Source organism: Echinicola vietnamensis DSM 17526 (assembly GCF_000325705.1).
Lineage (GTDB): Bacteria > Bacteroidota > Bacteroidia > Cytophagales > Cyclobacteriaceae > Echinicola > Echinicola vietnamensis.
In genome coordinates, this window is the sequence record NC_019904.1 from 2,935,847 (window position 1) to 2,954,939 (window position 19,093).

The window sequence follows — 19,093 nt, forward strand, 5'->3', positions numbered from 1 at the left end:
TGAATAGGTGGGAAAAAGCTGCTCTATTCCTCGGAAGAAAGCAATTGTCCCTGTTGAAGAGGTTTTACTTTAACACCATCTGTGAGCTTGTCCAGTCCTGAAGTAACGATACGGTCATCTGGAGAAAGACTCCCGTCACTGACGATATATTCTTTCCCGGATCTTCCCTCTATTTTGATTTCTTTTCGGTTGACGGTATTGTCTTCGTTTAAGGTGTAAACGAATTTTTTGTCATGAATAGAAGCTGTAGCTCCTTGGGGAATCAAGATGGCCTCGGGATAAATCTGTTCCATAAGGATTTTTCCGGTGTTACCAGACCTTAGAAGGGTGTCAGGATTGGAGAATCGGGCTCGTAAGGCAATCGATCCCGTGGAACGGTTGATCTGTCCGGAGTTGGCGTCAATGGTCCCTACTTTATCATAGATGCTGCCATCAGCTAGTATCAGTTTTACATTAGGATTCAGCTTTTTGGAGCTGGAATCCTTCTTCATCCTTTCATAATACAGGTAGTCGGATTCACTCATGGAAAAATAAACGTAGACCTCATGGACATTGGAGAGGGTGGTCAAGGGCTCGGAATCCGTTTTTTTGACCACGTTACCAATGGAGCGAGGAATCCTGCCCATAAAACCATTTACGGGTGCTTTGATGGTGGTGAATTCCAAGTTGATCCGCATGTTAGCAGCCACTGCTTCTGCCTGCTGCAAAGCGGATTTGGCCACTTCGTAATCGGCCAAGGTGGTTTGCATCCTCACCTCTGAAATCACTTCATTGTCGATAAGTGGCTGTAAGCGATCAATCTCTGTTTTGGCCTTTCGCAATTTGGCTTTTTCCAATTCTACATTTGCCTGGGCATTTTTAAGATCTTCCATGTAAGGCTGACTGTTGATCTTGAATAGGGGCTGTCCTTTTTCCACAAAGTCCCCTTCATCTACATAGATTTGTTCTAAAATGCCGTCCACCTGGGGACGGATTTCTACATTCTCAACCCCCTCTATGGATCCAAGGTACTGATAAGATCTTGCCGCTTTTTCTTCCTTGAGGCTGATGACTGGAAGTGGTAAACCTTCATCCACTTTTTTCTCCTCTTCACAACCGAAAAATAAAATTCCCACCATTAAAATCAGTGGCAAAGGAAAATGCTTGAAGCGAGTTTCTTTACATAACATATTTCTAGACATATTTTTTCGTGCTTATCTTCTAATTAGGTTTTTTGTAATATTTAGTCGTAATAATCGTACCACTAGTGCTCAACTGTTTTTAAAGTTTTAAATAGCTGATTGTCAATATAATAAATTCAATTGTTTTGGTTTGGGGCTGTGGAGCAAAAGTTGGTGATTTGTGGAAATAATCCCCACAATTTTGAATGAAAAGCCTTATACCAAGGATTCTAAATTAATGTTAAAAAAGGTTACAGGGTTTTAAATTTATGCAACAAATTTACGGCCAAATTTCAATTGAATATTCAAATTTGAATAATATTTGTGGTGTGTATCCTTCGGGAATAATTGTATTTTGATTTCAATAATTAAAAATGCAATTTTCAGTCACGAAAGCTCTAAACTTACAGCGCCCAAATGAACAAATACATTGATCTAATTCAACAAACTTTCGATTTTCCTACGAAGGAATTCAAGGTGGAAGATGATAACCTGTTTTTTAATGGTGTAAACCTGATGGAGATCATCGAAGAGTACGGTACTCCATTAAAGCTTACCTATCTTCCAAAAATCAGTGAAAGTATCCAAAATGCGAAAACTTACTTTAACAATGCGATGCAAGCCCATGATTATCATGGCAAATACACGTACTGTTACTGTACCAAATCCTCTCATTTTAGTTTTGTGCTGGATGAGGCGCTGAAAAATGATATTCACATTGAAACATCTTCTACATTTGACATCCCGTTGGTGAGAAGCCTCTATGAAAAAGGTAAAATCACCAAGGATACGCACATCGTTTGTAATGGGTTCAAACGGGACTTGTATAAGCATTATATTTCGGAATTGCTCAATGACGGATTCCATAATTGTATTCCGGTCTTGGATAATCTTACCGAAATTGACTACTACCTGGAACATGTCAAGGTTCCGTTCCAAGTGGGCATTAGGATTGCAGCGGATGAGGAGCCAAAATTTGGTTTTTATACTTCACGGTTGGGGGTGAGGTACAAGGATATCATTGATTTATACGAGCAGAAGATCAAGGATAACCCCAATGTAAGCCTTAAAATGCTCCATTTCTTTATCAATTCAGGGATCAGGGATACGGCCTATTACTGGTCGGAGTTGACACGGTTTATCCAAAAGTACGTGGATTTGAAAGCCGTTTGTCCCGAGCTGGATACCATGGATATTGGTGGGGGCTGGCCCATTAAGACGAATGTCTTTTTCGACTACGATTACCAATACATGGCCGATCAAATTGTCAAAAACATCAAATGGATGTGTGCCAAGAATAATACGGTGGAACCCCATATATTTACGGAATTTGGGAGTTATACAGTAGGAGAAAGCGGGGCTGTGCTGTATTCTATTCTGGAAGAAAAACTCCAAAACGATAAAGAGCTTTGGTACATGATCGATGGCTCATTTATTACCCAACTGCCCGATAGCTGGGGGCTTAATCAGAAATACATCATGCTGGCCGTCAACAATTGGAAAGAGGAATACCATAATATTAACTTGGGCGGACTGACCTGTGATAGCATGGACTATTATAATTCTGAGGCCCACCAGTATAATATCTACCTCCCCAAAAAGAAGAAACAAAAGCCGCAGTACATTGGATTCTTCCATACAGGAGCCTACCAGGAGTCTTTGGGCGGCTATGGCGGAATTCAGCATTGCTTGATTCCTGCACCCAAACACGTGCTGATCGATCGGGATACAGATGGCACCATCACGCATCGCCTATTTGCACAAGAGCAAAATAGTGAAAGTATGCTGAAGACATTAGGGTATTGAGTGTGGCATTTGTGAAAGCATCACGCCATCCATTCTGTCCTAAGGAGATATTGTGGAGAAAAAGGAGTGAACTGTTAGCCTTATAAAGTGCGCTAGTGGTTCACTTTTTCTTTTGTAGCAGCGAAAACATAGACGGCCACAGGTTTTTGGCGAACCCAGTTAGGCTGGGAAGAAATCAGCTGGATATTCAGTGAGCTGCACGGTGTGGCGCTGCTATTGGAGTTTTTGCTGACCTTTGAAGTGATCTAATTTTTCTCCGCTTAGACCGAGAAAGCCGCGCATACAATCTGCAGTCATGCAGCTGTGGACAGGGAGAATGCCAATGATATCACCGACCTTTACCTTAGAGAGCAATTCGTCCGTCGCGTTGACCAATCCATGTTCTTGGCTAATGCTTTTTAGGAAAGAAGGAGTCTCTGGGATGTCCCATCCCTGTCCGTTAAACACCACCAATTCCCCAAAATTTTGGGATCCATCAGGATAGGTCAGGACATCCTTGGCCAGGTGAACACCCCCGCCGTGGATAAGGATTTCATGTTTGGTTTTCTTGATGTCCACGACAGGCGCCGCTAGCGCAATACCGATATCGGATTTGTTACAGCTCCCAATGTGCACTTGGGTGAGATCGTAAAAAACGAAATTGCCGGGACCTATTTCATCCACGCCATCAAAGTCGCTTTCGAGAGAACAGCTAGGAGTATCCCCAATTCTGGTCTTTAAGGAGGGGAATTCATCAAAGTACTTGTCCTTCAGCATTTTTAAGGCCGATTTGGTTTGCTCGTGAATACGGTGTATTCCGGCTGGATCAGCATGGTAGGTGTGTCCTGCATGGATGTAAAATCCCTTAAAGTTAAGTTTGTCAGACCTGTTGGCAATGCGCATGATTGCTTCAATGGCTCCGAAGTCGCTCACTTCTATCCCGGCTCGGCCATAGCCTGCGTCGATTTCAATAAAGAATTCCACCGGATTTTGAAGACGATCAGCAAGCAGCTGAGTTACTTGCGCATTGACCAATTGGATGGAAATCGAGCTTTGGAGTGTCAATTGCTCCAGCAGGTCAATCTCCAAAGGGTTAAAGGGAAAAGCAATGTGGATGTTTTTCCATGATTGTCCTACAAAGTATTCCGCCATGTGGAGGGAAGAAACGGTTATTTCTTCGATCCCGTATTCCTTGTACCAATTTCCTATCGCTCGGGATTGATGGGTTTTGAAATGAGGGATAAGGTTTAGACGGTGTTTTCTGCCCTTATCGGACATGCGGGCAATGTTCGCTTTGCAAACTGCTTCATGGACCAACAAGGTAGGCGAAGTTATAGCAGGCAATAATGGCATAAAATCAAGAAGGGTTTTCGGTGAGATGTGCTGCTTCCTGGGCTGGTGCAGGTACTTTTACGACTGTTTCCAAAAAATCAATACTGGATTGCAATACTCCTTCCCAATCTCCAGACGTGATGCTTGATCCAATGACATGGTTTCCGGATTCCGGGAAAGCGACCTTTTCTTTTTGGGGAGCAGGGGTGTCGACTTGTTGGTACATCTCAATCATGGCCGGTACAGAAACGACATGATCTTGATGCTCCTTGTCTTTATAGTAGTACCCTAAAAACAACGGTTGCGTTATTTTTTTGAATGTTTCCTCGTTCATTTTACTGTACACCAACTTGGCCAAACTAACATAGGCATTGATGTGCATTTGGTTTGACCAGTACTGAGCTTTTTCACCTTCCCGAGGGTTGAGGATCACCCCATCTTCGTTCGTGCCAAACCGCTCAAATAGCCATCCCGTCCAAGGGCTGAAAAAGCCTTCTAGCTGATTGCCATTGTCTCTAATGCATGGTGAGTATAGCAGAATTCCTTCGATATCTTCCCGCTCTGAAGCCAATAATACCGTCAGTGCTCCGCCCATGGAGGTGCCCATTACGATGACCTTATCGCCCAGCTGCTTTCCAATCATAAACGCCTCCCGCGCCCCGTCGGCCAGTTTCTCAGCCGTAAGGTATTCAAAAGCATTTGCCCGATCAATGCCATGTTCGGGAAGGCGGGTAAGGTATAGGTTGGCACCAAAGTGTGCGGCCAATTTCCGGTGTACGGGATCTCCCTCCATCTGACTGGCGCCAAATCCATGAATGTAGACAATGGAATAGGGGGTTTTGGCCTTGGTGGTGTCTGCCCACACGATTTGTGCCTGGTTGTTGGGCTTGAGGCCTGTTACGGTGTCCTCTTTTTGCTGGATATACGCTTCCAGTTTTTGAAGATCAGCGGGGACATTGGGGTAGGTTCCTGCCATATCGCTATAGGTTTCTTTTGGGCCTAGCATATAGCCAACGGCCAGGACGATCGAAATGGAAATAAGGATGGGGAGAAGTTTCTTGAACATGGCTTGATGATGGTTATGAATGATAAAACTAAGCCGTTTTCAAAAATTATCCTATTCTAATGGCCGATATGATTTTTTGTCAGGTTTATTTTTAACATTAGAATAGCTAAAAGATCCGTGTTTTTTCTTTTTTTGAATAAATGAAAAAAATTATGCTCATCTAAAATGAAGTGAAATTCGCTTGTTTAACAGTTGATTTAGCTTCTTTAGAAGTGATTAAAACCTTTATTACTTAAAATTTACCAATTGGAGAAAGGGGCGGCCAGCGGTGAGGCGGGATGGATCCTAACTCTGTGGTTTGAAAATGCGTAAATACCTTTGAATAAGTTTTTTATGCAGATTGATGGTTTGACTTTACTGGCTATTTAAACGAAGTAAATGATGAGGAAACTACTGGTGTTATGGCTGTTTTTTGGGATTACTTTTATGGCGGAGGCACAGGAAGAGAGGTTCCCTACTCGAGCAGTTTATGCAGAGCTAGGAGGGATGGGCTTGGTCTATTCGGTGAATTATGACATGAGGTTCCACAAGGATAAAATGGATGGCTGGGGCGTGAGGGCTGGCTTGGGTGGATATGTTTATTCCGATAGGTCTTTGTTTACTTTACCGGTGCAGCTCAATAAACTTTTTGGAAAAGAGAACCATTTTTTTGAAATCGGGGCTGGAGCAACCTTGGTAAATTATCAAGAAACGGAGTATAGCGTAGGCAATGGTAGTGCCAATGAAACAACCGATAAGCACTGGCATTTTATTTTGGATATGGAAGAAACCCCTTCCTTTATGGGAACGATAAATTTTGGTTATCGCATGGTTCCCGATGAGCCGGGGTTTACTTGGCGGGCAAACCTCACTCCTATATTTAACCAAAATGGGTTTTGGCCACTATTTGCCGGCATCGGCTTCGGTTACGCGTTTTGATCAATTGACCATTTACTAATTCAATATGACGATGAAAAAGATAGTGATGATTTCTATCGCTTTGGTGCTGACCTTCCAGGTAGCTGCACAAGAGCGAAAGTCTCCAAGGTCCGAAAATATTCATGCAGAAATCGGAGGACCTGGCCTGTTTACCTTTAACTATGATACCCGATTTAAGGAAGGAGGCAAGGGATGGGGAGCCAGGGCAGGACTCGGCTATATTGCCAATGACAGCTATAAGCTTTTTACGATACCTGTGGGGATCAATTACCTGCTGGGAAATGAACAAGATGGGAAATACTTTGAATTAGGTGCCAATGCTACCTTTACCTCCTCAGAGGATAATTGGTTTGAGGATGATGATGACCCAGAAAACGACGGGAACCATGTGCTGGGATCATTGGTGTTTGGCTATCGCAAGCAACCGATAGATGGTGGATTTACCTTCCGTGCTGGCTTGTCACCTTATTTTGGTAGTGATTTCTTCTATCCGTTTGTGCCCTATTTATCATTCGGCTATGCTTTTTAAAGCTTTCACTGCATAGTATAGGGCAAAAGATCGTTGGAAGCTTTTCATCTTGATTTTGATGAAAACAAAGGCGAGGAATAGGAGGAGAGCATGAAATACAAGTGCCTAACTGGTAATGAAGACTAATCGGTCCTATTACTCACCGGCGTATAAACCTTATTATTATGCTTACTTTTCGATCTTTTCATAGGATGCCAGGACTCCTTTGACCATCGCGGCACTGAAGCCATGGTGCTCCATTTCATTGAGGCCAACGATGGTGCAGCCTTTTGGAGTGGTGACCTTATCAATGGCAGCTTCTGGGTGAATGCCTTTTTTGATCAATAATTCGGCAGCACCTTTTACGGTTTGGTTGACAATGGTATTGGCGGTTTTGGCATCGAAGCCTATTTGGATCCCGCCTTGGGTCATGGCCCGCATAAAGCGCAGTACATAAGCAATCCCACAGGCCCCCAAAACGGTAGCTGCCTCCATCAAATGCTCTTCAATAATGATCGAAATGCCAATGCTATTGAAGAGCGCTTTTATGATGTCTTCATTTTCGGGAGTACTGTTTTGACCACAGATGCAGGTGATCGATTCCTGAATATCGGCCGCTATATTGGGCATGGCACGATAAAGAGCGGTGGTTGAAGGTAAGTGCTGATACATTTCTTCCAGGGTCACGCCTGTGGCCAAGGAAATGATGGTTTGTTTATCAGGACTGACCACGGGGGCTATTTCCTTAAGGATATGCGGGATGTTATAAGGCTTCACACCAAGGATGACCAAGTCTGCTGCTTTGGCAGCGGATTTATTGTCTGCTGTAACGGTTACCCCGAGCGATTGAAGGTGAGAAAGGTTTTCAGGATGTCGTTTGGTGACCATGAGGTTTTTCGCTTCAAACCCTTCAGTTTCCAGTAAGCCATTGACAATGGAGAGTCCAAGGTTTCCACATCCTATGATGGCAATTTTTAAATTTTTCATTTGGTAAATTCCTGCTTCGGTAAATGGTACTTTTACCGATGTAAAAATAAACCAATCATTTGAATGATTTTTAGTTGCCGCAAAAAAAAATCAGGCAAGAAAGGCAAGCCCTATAAAAACGACAAGGCCGGATGTCACATCCAGCCTTGTCTGGCATTTCCTTTTGGTCTTTTTCTACGGTTGCCGTGGGCGCCATTATACTAGTTTAGCGAGGCTTTCTTCCAAGGCTTTGATCTTGGCTTCGGCGTCGGCTTGCTTTTTCTTCTCGTTTTCGACCACTTGGGCAGGGGCGTTGTTGACAAAACGCTCATTGCTCAGTTTTTTGGTCACTGAATTTAGAAAGCCTTTGGTGTATTCCAGTTCCTTTTGGATGTTTTCTTTTTCGGCTTCCACATCTATTTGTTCATTCAGTGGAATAAAGAACTCGTCTGATTTGACCACAAAGCTCAGCGCACCATCTACCTTTTCAGCAAACTCCATTTGGCTCAAGTTGGCCAGCTTTTTAAGGATGGCTCCAAAGGATGTATAAAGCTCCTTGTTTTTAGTATTGATGGTGAGGTCAAACGCCTCTTTTGGAGAAATGCCTTTGGAGGCACGGATATTTCTTACTTGTGAAACCACTTCAAAGACCTGTGCGGCATCATTGATCAGCTTCACATCATAAGCACCTTTGGATGGCCAAGAAGATATAATCAATGCATCTTTGACATCCCTCCCTTTTACTTGGTGCCACAGCTCCTCCGTAATGAATGGCATAAATGGATGCAGGATCTTCATGATGGCCTCAAAGTAGCCCAAGGTCTTTTCATACGTTTCGAGGTCGATCGGTTTTTGGTACTCGGGCTTAACCATTTCCAGGTACCAGGAGCAGAAATCGTCCCACACCAATTTATACGTGCTCATCAGGGCGTCGGAAATCCTGAATTTGCTAAAGTGGTCCTCAATTTCTTCCAATGCTTGATCAAATCGACTTTCAAACCAATTGATGGCCGTATGATTATGGTGTTCCAGTATATTGGAATCCACTTCCCAACCTTTGATCAATCGAAAGGCATTCCATATTTTATTGGCAAAGTTGCGGCCCTGTTCTACCAACTTTTCATCAAAAGGCAAGTCGTTACCAGCAGGGGAGCTGAATAGCATGCCGGTTCGGACACCGTCAGCCCCGTAGTTTTTGATCAGCTCCAGTGGATCAGGGGAGTTCCCCAAAGACTTGGACATCTTTCTGCCTTGTTTGTCCCGTACGATTCCGGTGAGGTAAACATTTCGGAAAGGTTTCTCTCCCATGTATTCGTAGCCAGCGATGATCATTCGTGCCACCCAAAAGAACAAGATCTCGGGAGCCGTCACCAAGTCGTTAGTGGGATAATAATACGATAACTCCTCATTCTTTTTTCCGGTAGTAAACACATCCGTGTCGAACACCGAAATAGGCCATAACCATGAAGAGAACCATGTATCCAGCACGTCCTCATCTTGGGTGAGGTCGTTTAGACCGTAATTTTCGTTGTATTTATCGTTGGCGATTTCAAGTGCTTCCTCAGCGGTCTTGGCCACGACATATTCACCGTTTGGCAGGTAGAAAGCAGGGATTTGGTGTCCCCACCAAAGCTGACGTGAGATGCACCAGTCCCGCACATTTTCCATCCAGCTGCGGTACATGTTTTTGAATTTGGGCGGATAGAGTTGGATGATGTCATCCATCACGGCTTTTAGGGCCGGCTTGGTGATGTCTTCCATTTTAAGGAACCATTGCAAGGAGAGCTTTGGCTCAATCACGGCATCGGTCCGCTCTGAATGGCCTACATTGGACAGGTAGTCTTCCTCCTTTTGAAGCTGACCGGCTTCTTTAAGGAGCTTTGCGATTTTCTTTCTGGCGATAAACCGATCCTCACCTACGAGGATTTGTGCTTTTTCATTCAGGGTACCATCGTCATTGATGATATCGATGACCTCCAGCTTATGACGTAGCCCGATTTCATAATCGTTTACATCATGAGCAGGGGTTACTTTCAGGCAGCCCGTACCAAATTCCATGTCCACATAATCATCTTCGACAATGGGAATGGCCCGATTGATCAACGGTATAAGTGCCTTTTTACCCTTGAGATGGGCAAATCGCTTGTCGTTGGGATTGATGCAGATCGCTACGTCGGCCATGATGGTTTCGGGACGGGTAGTGGCGACGGTCAAGTATTCCGTTTCGCTGCCTTCGATCTTGTAATTTATATAATAAAGCTTGGACTGAACCTCCTTGAAGATCACTTCGTCGTCGGACAGGGCCGTTTTACCTTGCGGATCCCAGTTGACCATGCGGATGCCACGGTAGATTTTACCTTTGTTGTGGAGGTCCACAAAAACACTGGTCACCGCGTCACTGAGCCCAGCATCCATGGTGAATTTGGTGCGGTCCCAGTCACAGGAAGCGCCAAGTTTCTTTAGCTGTTCTAGGATGATGCCACCGTATTTTTCTTTCCATTCCCAAGCATGGGTGAGGAAATCCTCACGGGAAATGGATTTTTTATCTATCCCTTTTTCCTTCAGCAGGGCCACGACCTTTGCCTCAGTAGCAATGGAAGCGTGGTCTGTGCCAGGTACCCAGCAGGCATTTTTTCCTTCCATGCGGGCCTTTCTTACCAAGACGTCCTGGATGGTGTTGTTCAGCATGTGTCCCATGTGCAGCACTCCTGTTACGTTGGGAGGGGGGATGACGATGGAGTAGGGCTCTTTGTTATAATCTACCTTGGAACTGAATAACTTATTTTCCATCCAGAATGCATACCACTTGGATTCGGCTTCTGCAGGATTGTATTTTGTGGATAAGGACATAGTTGAATATATATTGTAGCAATAAGATTCTATCTCAGAGCGCAAAAATAATAGAAATATCTCTCATGACCTTATAATCTCGACAATTAAGCCAGCGTCCTTGCCGAAAGTAGGGGAGAACCTTGCCGGTACTTTTGCACAAATTGCCAAAATTGAGCAAATCTTCCCTTAGCCAATAGCCCGATCGGTTTTTTAATACCGGGATAATTCTAATTTTGTAAGTAGCAGCGCGTGCCTTTATTATTGACCATACGGTGTCGGTGTATCGTTATGGCAAATGTAAACGGCTGGCCAGGACCAGGGAGGTTCCTTTTGACCGTACCACTATCAATGAAAGCACATGAAAGAGCAGAAAGTGAAGCCATTGAAAAGTTGGGTTCAGATCCCCAAAAATTCAGATTTTACCATTTACAACTTACCTTTTGGCGTGTTCAGGAACAAAAGGCTTTCTCCAAGGATCGGCATGGCCATTGGAGACAAAATAGTAGATTTACATGTCCTGTTCTGCGAAGGTTTTTTTTCATCCATTCACCTACCGGAAGAAGTGTTTTTAAAGGACAGCTTGAATGAATTTATGGCACTGGGAAAGCCCATGACCCGCAAAGTCAGGGAAATGGTGCAGGAATTACTCTTGGAAGAAAATACAGCCTTAAAAGACCATCGGGCAAGGGGTAAAGTGATGGTCAATCGCAAGGAAGCCAAAATGCTTATGCCCGTGAAAGTGGGGGATTATACCGATTTTTACAGCAGTAAAGAGCATGCTACTAACGTGGGCACGATGTTTCGTGATCCGGAAAATGCCCTTATGCCAAACTGGAAACATTTGCCGGTAGGCTATCATGGACGGGCTTCTTCCATCGTCCCTTCCGGTACGCCGATCCACCGTCCGAAGGGACAGTTTAAAGCTCCCGATGCGGAAAAGCCATCTTTCGGGCCTAGCCGACGCTTGGATTTCGAATTGGAAATGGCTTTTATCACGAGCAATCCTACCAAGATGGGGACGAGCATTAGGACCCAAGAGGCAGAAGAGCATATTTTTGGGTTTGTGCTGTTCAATGATTGGTCGGCTAGGGATATTCAGGCTTGGGAATATGTGCCACTAGGACCTTTCCTGGGCAAAAGCTTTGCTTCTAGCATTTCTCCTTGGGTGGTGACCCTTGAGGCGTTGGCCCCTTTCAGGACCAAGTCCCCAAAACCTGAGGAACCACTTTTGCCCTATCTCCAATGTGAGCAAGACCATGGCTTTGACATTCATTTGGAAGTAGGGATCCAGCCGGAAGGCAAACAGGAAACCATCGTTTGCCGCTCCAATTACAAATACCTTTACTGGAACATCGCCCAGCAATTGGCCCACCAGACGGTCAATGGCTGTAATATCAATGTGGGGGACATGTATGCCTCCGGAACCATTTCGGGACCTGAGGAGAGCAGTTTCGGCTCCATGCTGGAATTGGCCTGGAAGGGCACCAAACCGATACGGTTGGATTGCGGAGCAGAACGCTCCTTTATCGAGGACGGGGATACGGTCACCATGCGAGGTTACGCAGAGAAAGACGGGGTTCGTGTGGGCTTTGGTGAGGTAAGTACAGCAGTGATGCCCAGTAATGGTAAGGGGTAATGGGCATGGAAATCGCCTTTAAGCTATCAATGTCGAGATGTCAGCCTGAGCGGAGTCGAAGGCTAGACATAGCGCCTCGACTCCGCTCGGCCTGACCTCTTATCATCCCATCATTAGATATTTATGCCTACATGGGATGCTCTGTAAAATCATTTTTTAATGAAATCGGTCAGCGCTGCTTTTCGATTTAATTAAACGCATAGCGAATTCCTAGCCCAAATCTAGCAGCAGTGAAGGTGGTTTCATAGTCAAAGTTTAGAATAGGCCTCCAATCGAAGGTAAAGGTGAGCGGTACATCTTGGATTTTGTAATCAAGCCCAACATCTGGACGCACATTAAAACTGGAATCCCCGTATCCAAATAGTACTGTGGGGCCAATGCCTGCAAACCACTTGAGGCCATTGGCATTGTCGATCTCACCGTGATATTGGTAAAGGACCGTCAGGGCAGTAAGGTTATTGCCAAAGGTGACTTCCCCCAATCCCGCATGGGGTCCTTTGAAGAAGTGTTTAATGGATGGTCCCACCAAGGTAGTGCCTTCACCAAAATCAATGTTAAGACCGACGGCCGTGGTGTAGGTGGATTGGGCTTTTACTGCTAACCCAAGCAAGAAAAATACTAATGTAAAAGTCAATAATTTTTTCATGTTTTTTTTGATTTATTTCAATCTTTGAAATTAATGATTGATGGTTCATTTGCCCAATTGTTTGATAAAAAAAATAATAATATCTGATTCTCTGCTACTTTTTACATTTGAAATTTCATACTGAAAATAAAAAAGCAATCCGAATCTTCGGATTGCTTTTTGAAAAAATAGACTGATGATTTTTAAAGTAGTTTTTACACTGTTATTTTTTGCTTAGGTATTTTTTTCTAAGCTGTTTTTTTTCTTTTTTTCCAATGCCCAGTTCTTTTTCCAGCATGGTGTCCACATCGCCATATTGTTCACGGACACTTTCCCAAGCGGCTTCCAGATAAGGAGCTTTCACGCCCATCATATAAGTAGCACGTTCTTTGGGAATACCGTACATCTCCAGTTTGGAATGGTCGGCTTTTCCCACGGCTTCATTGGAACGGAGGTAATCTGCCATGATGGTATCCCAATCAGCACCAAGGGTGTAGAGCAGGAGGGAGCTAGCAAAACCTGTCCGGTCTTTGCCCGCACTGCAGTGAAACAGCACCACTTCGTCTTTTTCCAAGAGATGGTCAAATAAAGGCTTGAAGTCTGTGATATTGTCCACAAAGCCCTTGTTGGCCGCGATCATCAGGGAATCCACTTGATCGGTAGAAAAGGAAGGACCGGTAAGGGCCTTCATAAACTGCTGCATGGACTTAGGATCGATATTGCCTATGGGGCTATTGATCCATTCGGCATCCAGTGAGGCAGGGATATCGTCCGGCTCACGCTTGATCTCGTAGTCAGATCTGAAATCAATGACAGTGGTGATCCCGGTTTTTGCGAGCTTTTCCTTGTCCTCTTCAGGCAAGTTGCTGAAACTTCCTGAGCGGTAGATCAGGTGATCTTTGAGGATTTTGCCATCCGCTGTTTCTATGCCTCCCAATTCCCGGAAGTTGGGGCTGGCTTCCAATCCCAGGTTTTTCTGGGCATAAGTAGAAAAGGAGGTCAATAAGGCTGCGGTCGCAAGGATTGTTTTTAATGGTTTCATGGTAATTGGTTTAGAAAATGATAAATCTGATTCCGGCTTGTCCATTGGTGGAGTACCATTCACTGGAAGTGATGCGGTCCTTGTTGTCACCGAGGTATTGCACATAAGGTTCATTGGTCAGGTTTCTGATTTCAGCAAAAGCCTTGATCTTATCTGTGATCGAATAGGCAGCAGAGAAGTCCACGGTGAAGTTATTGTCTACATGGACATAATAGTCAGGGCCAAGGTTTTGGTTGATGGTCTCCACGGATGCTCCCCTGAAGTTTCCTGCCAATCGCAGCATCAGTCCACTTTTTTCGTAGAACACAGCGGTATTGAACAGGTTGCTGGATTGGGTAGGTAAGGTCGTGATGTCAGTGGAGGTGATGTTTCCTTCATCGTCCAATCTGGGAACCTCCAGTTCGGAATGAATCCTACTGTAATTGACATCCACACCAAATCCGCTCCAGAAGGCGGGCAATTTGCTAAACCTTTTGGTGATGCCCATTTCGAATCCGATCAAGTAGGCGCTTTCGAGGTTTTTAGGCTGGGAAACCAGGTAATTGGTGCCCTCAATGGTTTCGGCAGACAGATCGGTAAAGATGAAATCATCAATATCTTTATAAAAGACACCTGCTGTGATCATCCCAATGTCTTCCAGAAACCATTCTCCCATCAGGTCAAAGTTGTTGGAAAACGTAGGGAGCAATTCGGTATTTCCACGGGAAATACGCGGGATGCCTGTGGAGGTATCGATGCTTTCTGATGGGCTGAGGCTTCCGAAGTTTGGTCGGCTGAATGTCCGGGTATAAGCAGCGCGCAAGTTTACTTGTTCCTTTGGACTATATTTGACATGAAACATGGGCAAAAAGGCATTGTAATCATTGTCCCTGGAGACAGGGCTGACTTCGTCTGTTTCATCGTCGTATGCGAAACTGTTCATGGTGAGTTTGGTGAATTCATTTCTGAACCCACCGATTACCTGCACTTGGTCCGTGAGGTCATACGTGCCCATGATGTATCCGGCATACACGTCCTCGGTGCCTTCATAGGTGGTCGTGGCGTTGGAAGCGGGAGAATAATTGTTGATGTCATTCTCCGCCATAAATTCTGGAGAGAAAATTTCAAACGTTTGGTCTTGAGGCATGGGGCGGATGGCCAAACCATCAAATTGGCCGTTGAGCTCTTGGAAAAAGGTCCCGGGGGCAGGGAAATCCATACGCTGGAATTCGCTAAGGGTACGTAAAGGGGCTGATCCTGGAATCCCCAAGCGTGCATTTGGAAGGAATACCGCAGGAGTCTGCTGGGCTTCGTTTTCCTTAAACCTGAACTTTCCACCTGCTTTTAGGCTAAACTTAGGATTTACATCCCAGGTAAAGTTCATCTGTGCAACATGGTCTCGGTCACGCTGGTCGATCTGGTAAATGATCAATTGCTGTAAGGTCAGCCTATCGGGATCCATGAAGTCGTTCTCATTGGTTAGCTCCGGATCAAAATTGAGCGGGGTGATTCCTTTGCCATCGGGCGCATCGAAGACATTGTAAACACGGCCATCAGCAGAGCGTCCGCCGAAGTCCCCTTCAAGGTTTTGATAAAACTGTGCAATGGGCAAGCCTTTGAGGTCACTTGGCATGTTGGGCGGAGTGTCCAAGTTATAATAGCTTTCATAGGAAGATAGCTTCCAGTCCATCTTAAAATTGGTAGCAAGATGGTGTACGCCGCCAAATTCATATCCTTTTAGGTAAGTGCGGTACTCCGACTCCCTGTTGCTATAGCGATAGCGATTTGCGTCAAATTCATAATAAGCTTCATAAACCGGTCGAATGTCATCAAACTGGTCTTGGACGATACGGGCAAAAACCTTATGATCGGTGTTGAATTCATATTCCAGGGCCGCATTAAGCGCAGTAGTGCGGCGGGTGCCATAATACCTTTTGGCATTCATGGTATTGATGCTGTAACGCTCTGAAGGAACGGCACTGTTCAGGTTATAATCCAATACAATTTCGTCTGACGAGAAATTCCTGTTCCAGATGGAAGCGGCCAGGATGACGCCGAACTTATCGTTAAAGAAGCGGTCCCCGTACACGATAGAGGCATTATAGCTGCCATTTTGGGATTTTTGGTTATATCCACCGGCGGCACTCACATTGAGCATCCGATCCTGAGGAGCTGACCGGGTGACGAAGTTGATGGAGCCTCCGATGGCATCCCCTTCCATATCCGGCGTGATGGCCTTGGAAAGCTGCACGTACTGGATCATTTCAGCGGGGATGGCGTCCAGCAGGGCATTCCTGTTGCCATTAAAGTTGGAGCTTGGCAACCTGGTGCCATTATAGAGGGTGGAAGACCAAGCATAAGGGGTTCCACGTACGCTGACCTGATTGGCTTCGCCGTGGTAGCGGTTGACACTGGCAGCAGGGAGGCGCTGAACAGCCTCGGCAGCATTTCTGTCCGGGAGTTTGCCGATGGCATCAGCCGCAATGACATCCATGATGGCAAGGGAGTTCTTTTTGATCGAGATGGCCTTTAGCTGAGAAGGAACCATGGTGCCTTGGATCACATATTCTTCCAGATCTCCCGATGCTTCCGTCAGTTGGATATCACCCACACTGTTGGATCCTGCTTTGAGCTCTACTTCCTTGGTGACGGTTTCAAATCCCAAGTAACTGATGCGGAGGGTGGCCTTGCCAGCAGGGAGATTGGCAATTTCAAATTTCCCATTCAAATCAGTGGGGGAACCTTGGCTGGTTTCCATCACCAATACATTAACACCAGGAAGGTATCCAGTCTGGTCAGATACACTTCCTGACAAAGATGCCTGATTTTGGGCCATGACCTGCGTCGCCCAAATCAGTAATGTCAAGATTAATGGTAAATGTTTTTTCATGTGCTTGATTAATTTTTCAACAAACCTATTGTATGTAGTTCTGGAAGTCGTCCGCGTAAATTTATCCGTACTTTCTAGATATAACTTGTAATGTAAGTATTTGTAAATCAATTGGTTTTGGTTTGTTATGAAATGGTTATGAAAAAGTGAATGACAGGTAATTTTAGGGTTGAGGGAGATTTTGGTGTTCAATTTGAAGGTTTAATAACCTGAGTTCGATCATAAACTGATTTCAATACGGGATTGCTTCCTCCGTCCTCTCGCCCCCTGAGCGAAGCCGAAGGGAGCGAGGGGCAAGGAGCAATACAATGAAGCAATCTCGCTTTGTATACGAGATTGCTTCGTCATGCTTAGATGGCGAGGAATAGGGCTCGATCGAGTGTAAGTAAAATGGCTCAGGTAAAGGCTTATCCGTTGACCTGCAGAGACTTTTTATAGTCGCTAGGACTGCAGCCAGTAGCCTCTTTGAAGTATTTATAGAAGGTAGATTTGGATTTAAAGCCGCTTTCATAGCCGACCACCGTGAGGTTATCCTCGTTGGGTTGCTGGAGAAGGTTTTTGGATTCTTCTATCCTGGCAGAATTGACATATTGGTAAAAATTTTGTCCGAGATGGAGATTTAAGGCCTGGGTGATTTTGAGCTTGGTAGTATCCAGTTCCTTTGCCAATTGGTCCAAATTAAAATCCGGATTAAGGTAGGGCTTTTTATCTTTGAAAACCTTGTTGATCTGATCGAGAATGGTAGCGAGCTCCTCCTCGGAGACCTTTGAGTTCCTGTATTTTTCTTGGGCTTGGATGGAGATTTTAGGAAAGGTAGTTTCACTTGGCTTGGCATGTAGGAGCATCCTTGTGCGGATATGGATGATGCTGTAAAATAAGGCCAGCATCAAAAAGTAATAAATGTATCGTGTGGAGACCGGAAATTGCACGTCCCAAATCAGCATGACCCATCCAAAGACCACCAAAAAAGATAGCAGGAGATTACAAGCGGCAATCAGCCGGGCAATGGTGGCTTTTTGCCGGTAAATGGCATTGTTGTTTGAAGTGTGATGGAGCAAATAAAGTGAATACAGGCTGTATGCGGAAAAGGAGACAAATACGCTGATGATGACTCCTTGATGGTACAGTTCCATGATGAGTGCAGAGGTCTCTTGAATCATCAGCAGCATCACCATCATGATATTGAGCCCGAAGCCAATAAAAAATGGAGAAGCATGGACAATAATTTGTGCAGATGAAATAGGTCGGTTACGAATGGATTGAACATAGAAGTAAAGCAAAGGGCCGTACAGTAGGGAGAAACAGCCATGGAGCTTGTCAAATACCTCCATATCATCCACCAGCCAGTATAGCAGGGCTTTGTAGGAAACGTGTATGGCGATGATTCCAAAAAGAAGACTCAGGTACAGATCCTCTCCCTTGTACCGCTTGTTAAGGTATATCAGTAACCCACTGGTCAAGGCCTGCAAGATGACAACAGTTAACATGATTCCCATAGTACATTGCAATTAAAATGATAAAATGTGCTTCGCTCTTCCGGTGATTTTAATTCCTTGCCGCGGGCAATACAGCAGGAATTCCTTGCTTACTATCTATCAAAAGTACCTTTTTAAGGTTAATTGGATGTTAATGGCATGTTATGTTTGATGTGGGGATAGCTTTGGAGGTTACCATAAATTCCAAACTACCCACAATGGGGTATTTCAGGTTGACATAAAATGCCTTACCTTTTGGCTTTAATCAAAAGTACTCGCTATGTATGTAAAAGCTACCGCTATTTTTCTAATGATTATTACTGGAATGGTACCTTTTTGTCTCCAAGCACAAAGCACTGATGAAGTGAGGATTTATTATGGTGTAGCTGGCGCTGACTATGTTTACCCAGCAATGGATGGAGGTGGAAGTTATGAAAATGCTAATTTTAAGGAATTCGGCATTAGATACTTAAAAGGTATTTCTGAGAGATTCTCCATCGAATCTGGCGTAAATTATTCTAGTAGCACAGCCATATTCCATCCGGAATATAGGGGTGAACCGGTTACGGTGAACGAGGAGGACTATCATCTTATTTCAGTTCCCATCTATGCACATTACACTTTTTGGAAACATTTCTTTGTCAATGGAGGTCCCATATTGGATTTTGATGGGGCTGACAATCCAAGCTTCATCGATAAGCAACCAGGAATTGGATATAGCTTGGGATTTGGAGGGAAATATGCTTTTCAACATTTTTCCCTTTTTATCAATCCCAATTTTAAGCAGCACGCCTTGATCCCATTTCATAAAAACACCCCCCATCACCAGAAGCTGACGGAGTTCGGTGTGCAGTTTGGTGTAGGCTATCGTTTTTAGCA

The 19,093-nt window shown here is 44.6% G+C and carries 14 protein-coding genes; 5 read left to right on the forward strand and 9 right to left on the reverse strand.

The genetic code is table 11. The features are described from left to right. Positions 1 to 23 precede the first annotated feature (23 nt). A complete protein-coding gene (locus ECHVI_RS12065) occupies positions 24 to 1,169 on the reverse strand; it encodes an efflux RND transporter periplasmic adaptor subunit (protein WP_041738604.1) in 1,146 nt (381 codons plus the stop codon). Positions 1,170 to 1,577: 408 nt separating this feature from the next. On the opposite strand from ECHVI_RS12065, the gene ECHVI_RS12070 reads away from it, so the two are divergent. After that, the gene (locus ECHVI_RS12070) at positions 1,578 to 2,966 is read left to right on the forward strand and encodes a type III PLP-dependent enzyme domain-containing protein (protein WP_015266277.1); all 1,389 of its coding nucleotides are present in this window, start codon (positions 1,578 to 1,580) and stop codon (positions 2,964 to 2,966) included. A 213-nt stretch (positions 2,967 to 3,179) separates the two neighbouring features. Here the strand turns inward: ECHVI_RS12070 and ECHVI_RS12075 are convergent, their stop codons facing one another. Continuing rightward, positions 3,180 to 4,298 (reverse strand): alanine racemase, encoded by a 1,119-nt coding sequence (locus ECHVI_RS12075; protein ID WP_015266278.1) that lies wholly within the window; start codon positions 4,296 to 4,298, stop codon positions 3,180 to 3,182. A 4-nt stretch (positions 4,299 to 4,302) separates the two neighbouring features. After that, positions 4,303 to 5,343 (reverse strand): alpha/beta hydrolase, encoded by a 1,041-nt coding sequence (locus ECHVI_RS12080; RefSeq protein ID WP_015266279.1) that lies wholly within the window; start codon positions 5,341 to 5,343, stop codon positions 4,303 to 4,305. Between the two features lie 378 nt (positions 5,344 to 5,721). Here ECHVI_RS12080 and ECHVI_RS12085 point away from each other — a divergent pair, with 378 nt between their 5' ends. Next, entirely contained in the window at positions 5,722 to 6,261 is a 540-nt protein-coding gene (locus ECHVI_RS12085; RefSeq protein WP_245553300.1) for a hypothetical protein, read from the forward strand. Between the two features lie 31 nt (positions 6,262 to 6,292). Continuing rightward, a complete protein-coding gene (locus ECHVI_RS12090) occupies positions 6,293 to 6,790 on the forward strand; it encodes a hypothetical protein (protein ID WP_015266281.1) in 498 nt (165 codons plus the stop codon). 168 nt (positions 6,791 to 6,958) lie between these two features. Here the strand turns inward: ECHVI_RS12090 and proC are convergent, their stop codons facing one another. Both proC and ECHVI_RS12100 read right to left on the reverse strand, forming a co-directional pair. After that, on the reverse strand, positions 6,959 to 7,756 hold the full coding sequence (gene proC, locus ECHVI_RS12095; protein WP_015266282.1) for a pyrroline-5-carboxylate reductase: 798 nt from the start codon (positions 7,754 to 7,756) through the stop codon (positions 6,959 to 6,961). A 195-nt stretch (positions 7,757 to 7,951) separates the two neighbouring features. Further along, positions 7,952 to 10,585, reverse strand: coding sequence for a valine--tRNA ligase (locus ECHVI_RS12100; protein ID WP_015266283.1), 2,634 nt, complete (start codon positions 10,583 to 10,585; stop codon positions 7,952 to 7,954). 340 nt (positions 10,586 to 10,925) lie between these two features. Between ECHVI_RS12100 and fahA the strand changes: the two genes are divergently transcribed. Continuing rightward, on the forward strand, positions 10,926 to 12,203 hold the full coding sequence (gene fahA / locus ECHVI_RS12105) for a fumarylacetoacetase (protein WP_015266284.1): 1,278 nt from the start codon (positions 10,926 to 10,928) through the stop codon (positions 12,201 to 12,203). 187 nt (positions 12,204 to 12,390) lie between these two features. Here the strand turns inward: fahA and ECHVI_RS12110 are convergent, their stop codons facing one another. The 4 genes from ECHVI_RS12110 to ECHVI_RS12125 form a co-directional block, all read right to left on the reverse strand. Next, positions 12,391 to 12,849 (reverse strand): hypothetical protein, encoded by a 459-nt coding sequence (locus ECHVI_RS12110; RefSeq protein WP_015266285.1) that lies wholly within the window; start codon positions 12,847 to 12,849, stop codon positions 12,391 to 12,393. A gap of 202 nt (positions 12,850 to 13,051) precedes the next feature. Continuing rightward, on the reverse strand, positions 13,052 to 13,870 hold the full coding sequence (locus ECHVI_RS12115; RefSeq protein ID WP_015266286.1) for a tyrosine-protein phosphatase: 819 nt from the start codon (positions 13,868 to 13,870) through the stop codon (positions 13,052 to 13,054). Positions 13,871 to 13,880: 10 nt separating this feature from the next. Beyond that, positions 13,881 to 16,739, reverse strand: coding sequence for a TonB-dependent receptor (locus ECHVI_RS12120; protein WP_052331428.1), 2,859 nt, complete (start codon positions 16,737 to 16,739; stop codon positions 13,881 to 13,883). A gap of 407 nt (positions 16,740 to 17,146) precedes the next feature. After that, entirely contained in the window at positions 17,147 to 18,235 is a 1,089-nt protein-coding gene (locus ECHVI_RS12125; protein ID WP_015266288.1) for a helix-turn-helix domain-containing protein, read from the reverse strand. A 304-nt stretch (positions 18,236 to 18,539) separates the two neighbouring features. Between ECHVI_RS12125 and ECHVI_RS12130 the strand changes: the two genes are divergently transcribed. Next, complete coding sequence (locus ECHVI_RS12130; RefSeq protein WP_157501375.1) at positions 18,540 to 19,091, forward strand: outer membrane beta-barrel protein; 552 nt, start codon at positions 18,540 to 18,542, stop codon at positions 19,089 to 19,091. The last annotated feature ends 2 nt before the right edge of the window (positions 19,092 to 19,093 follow it).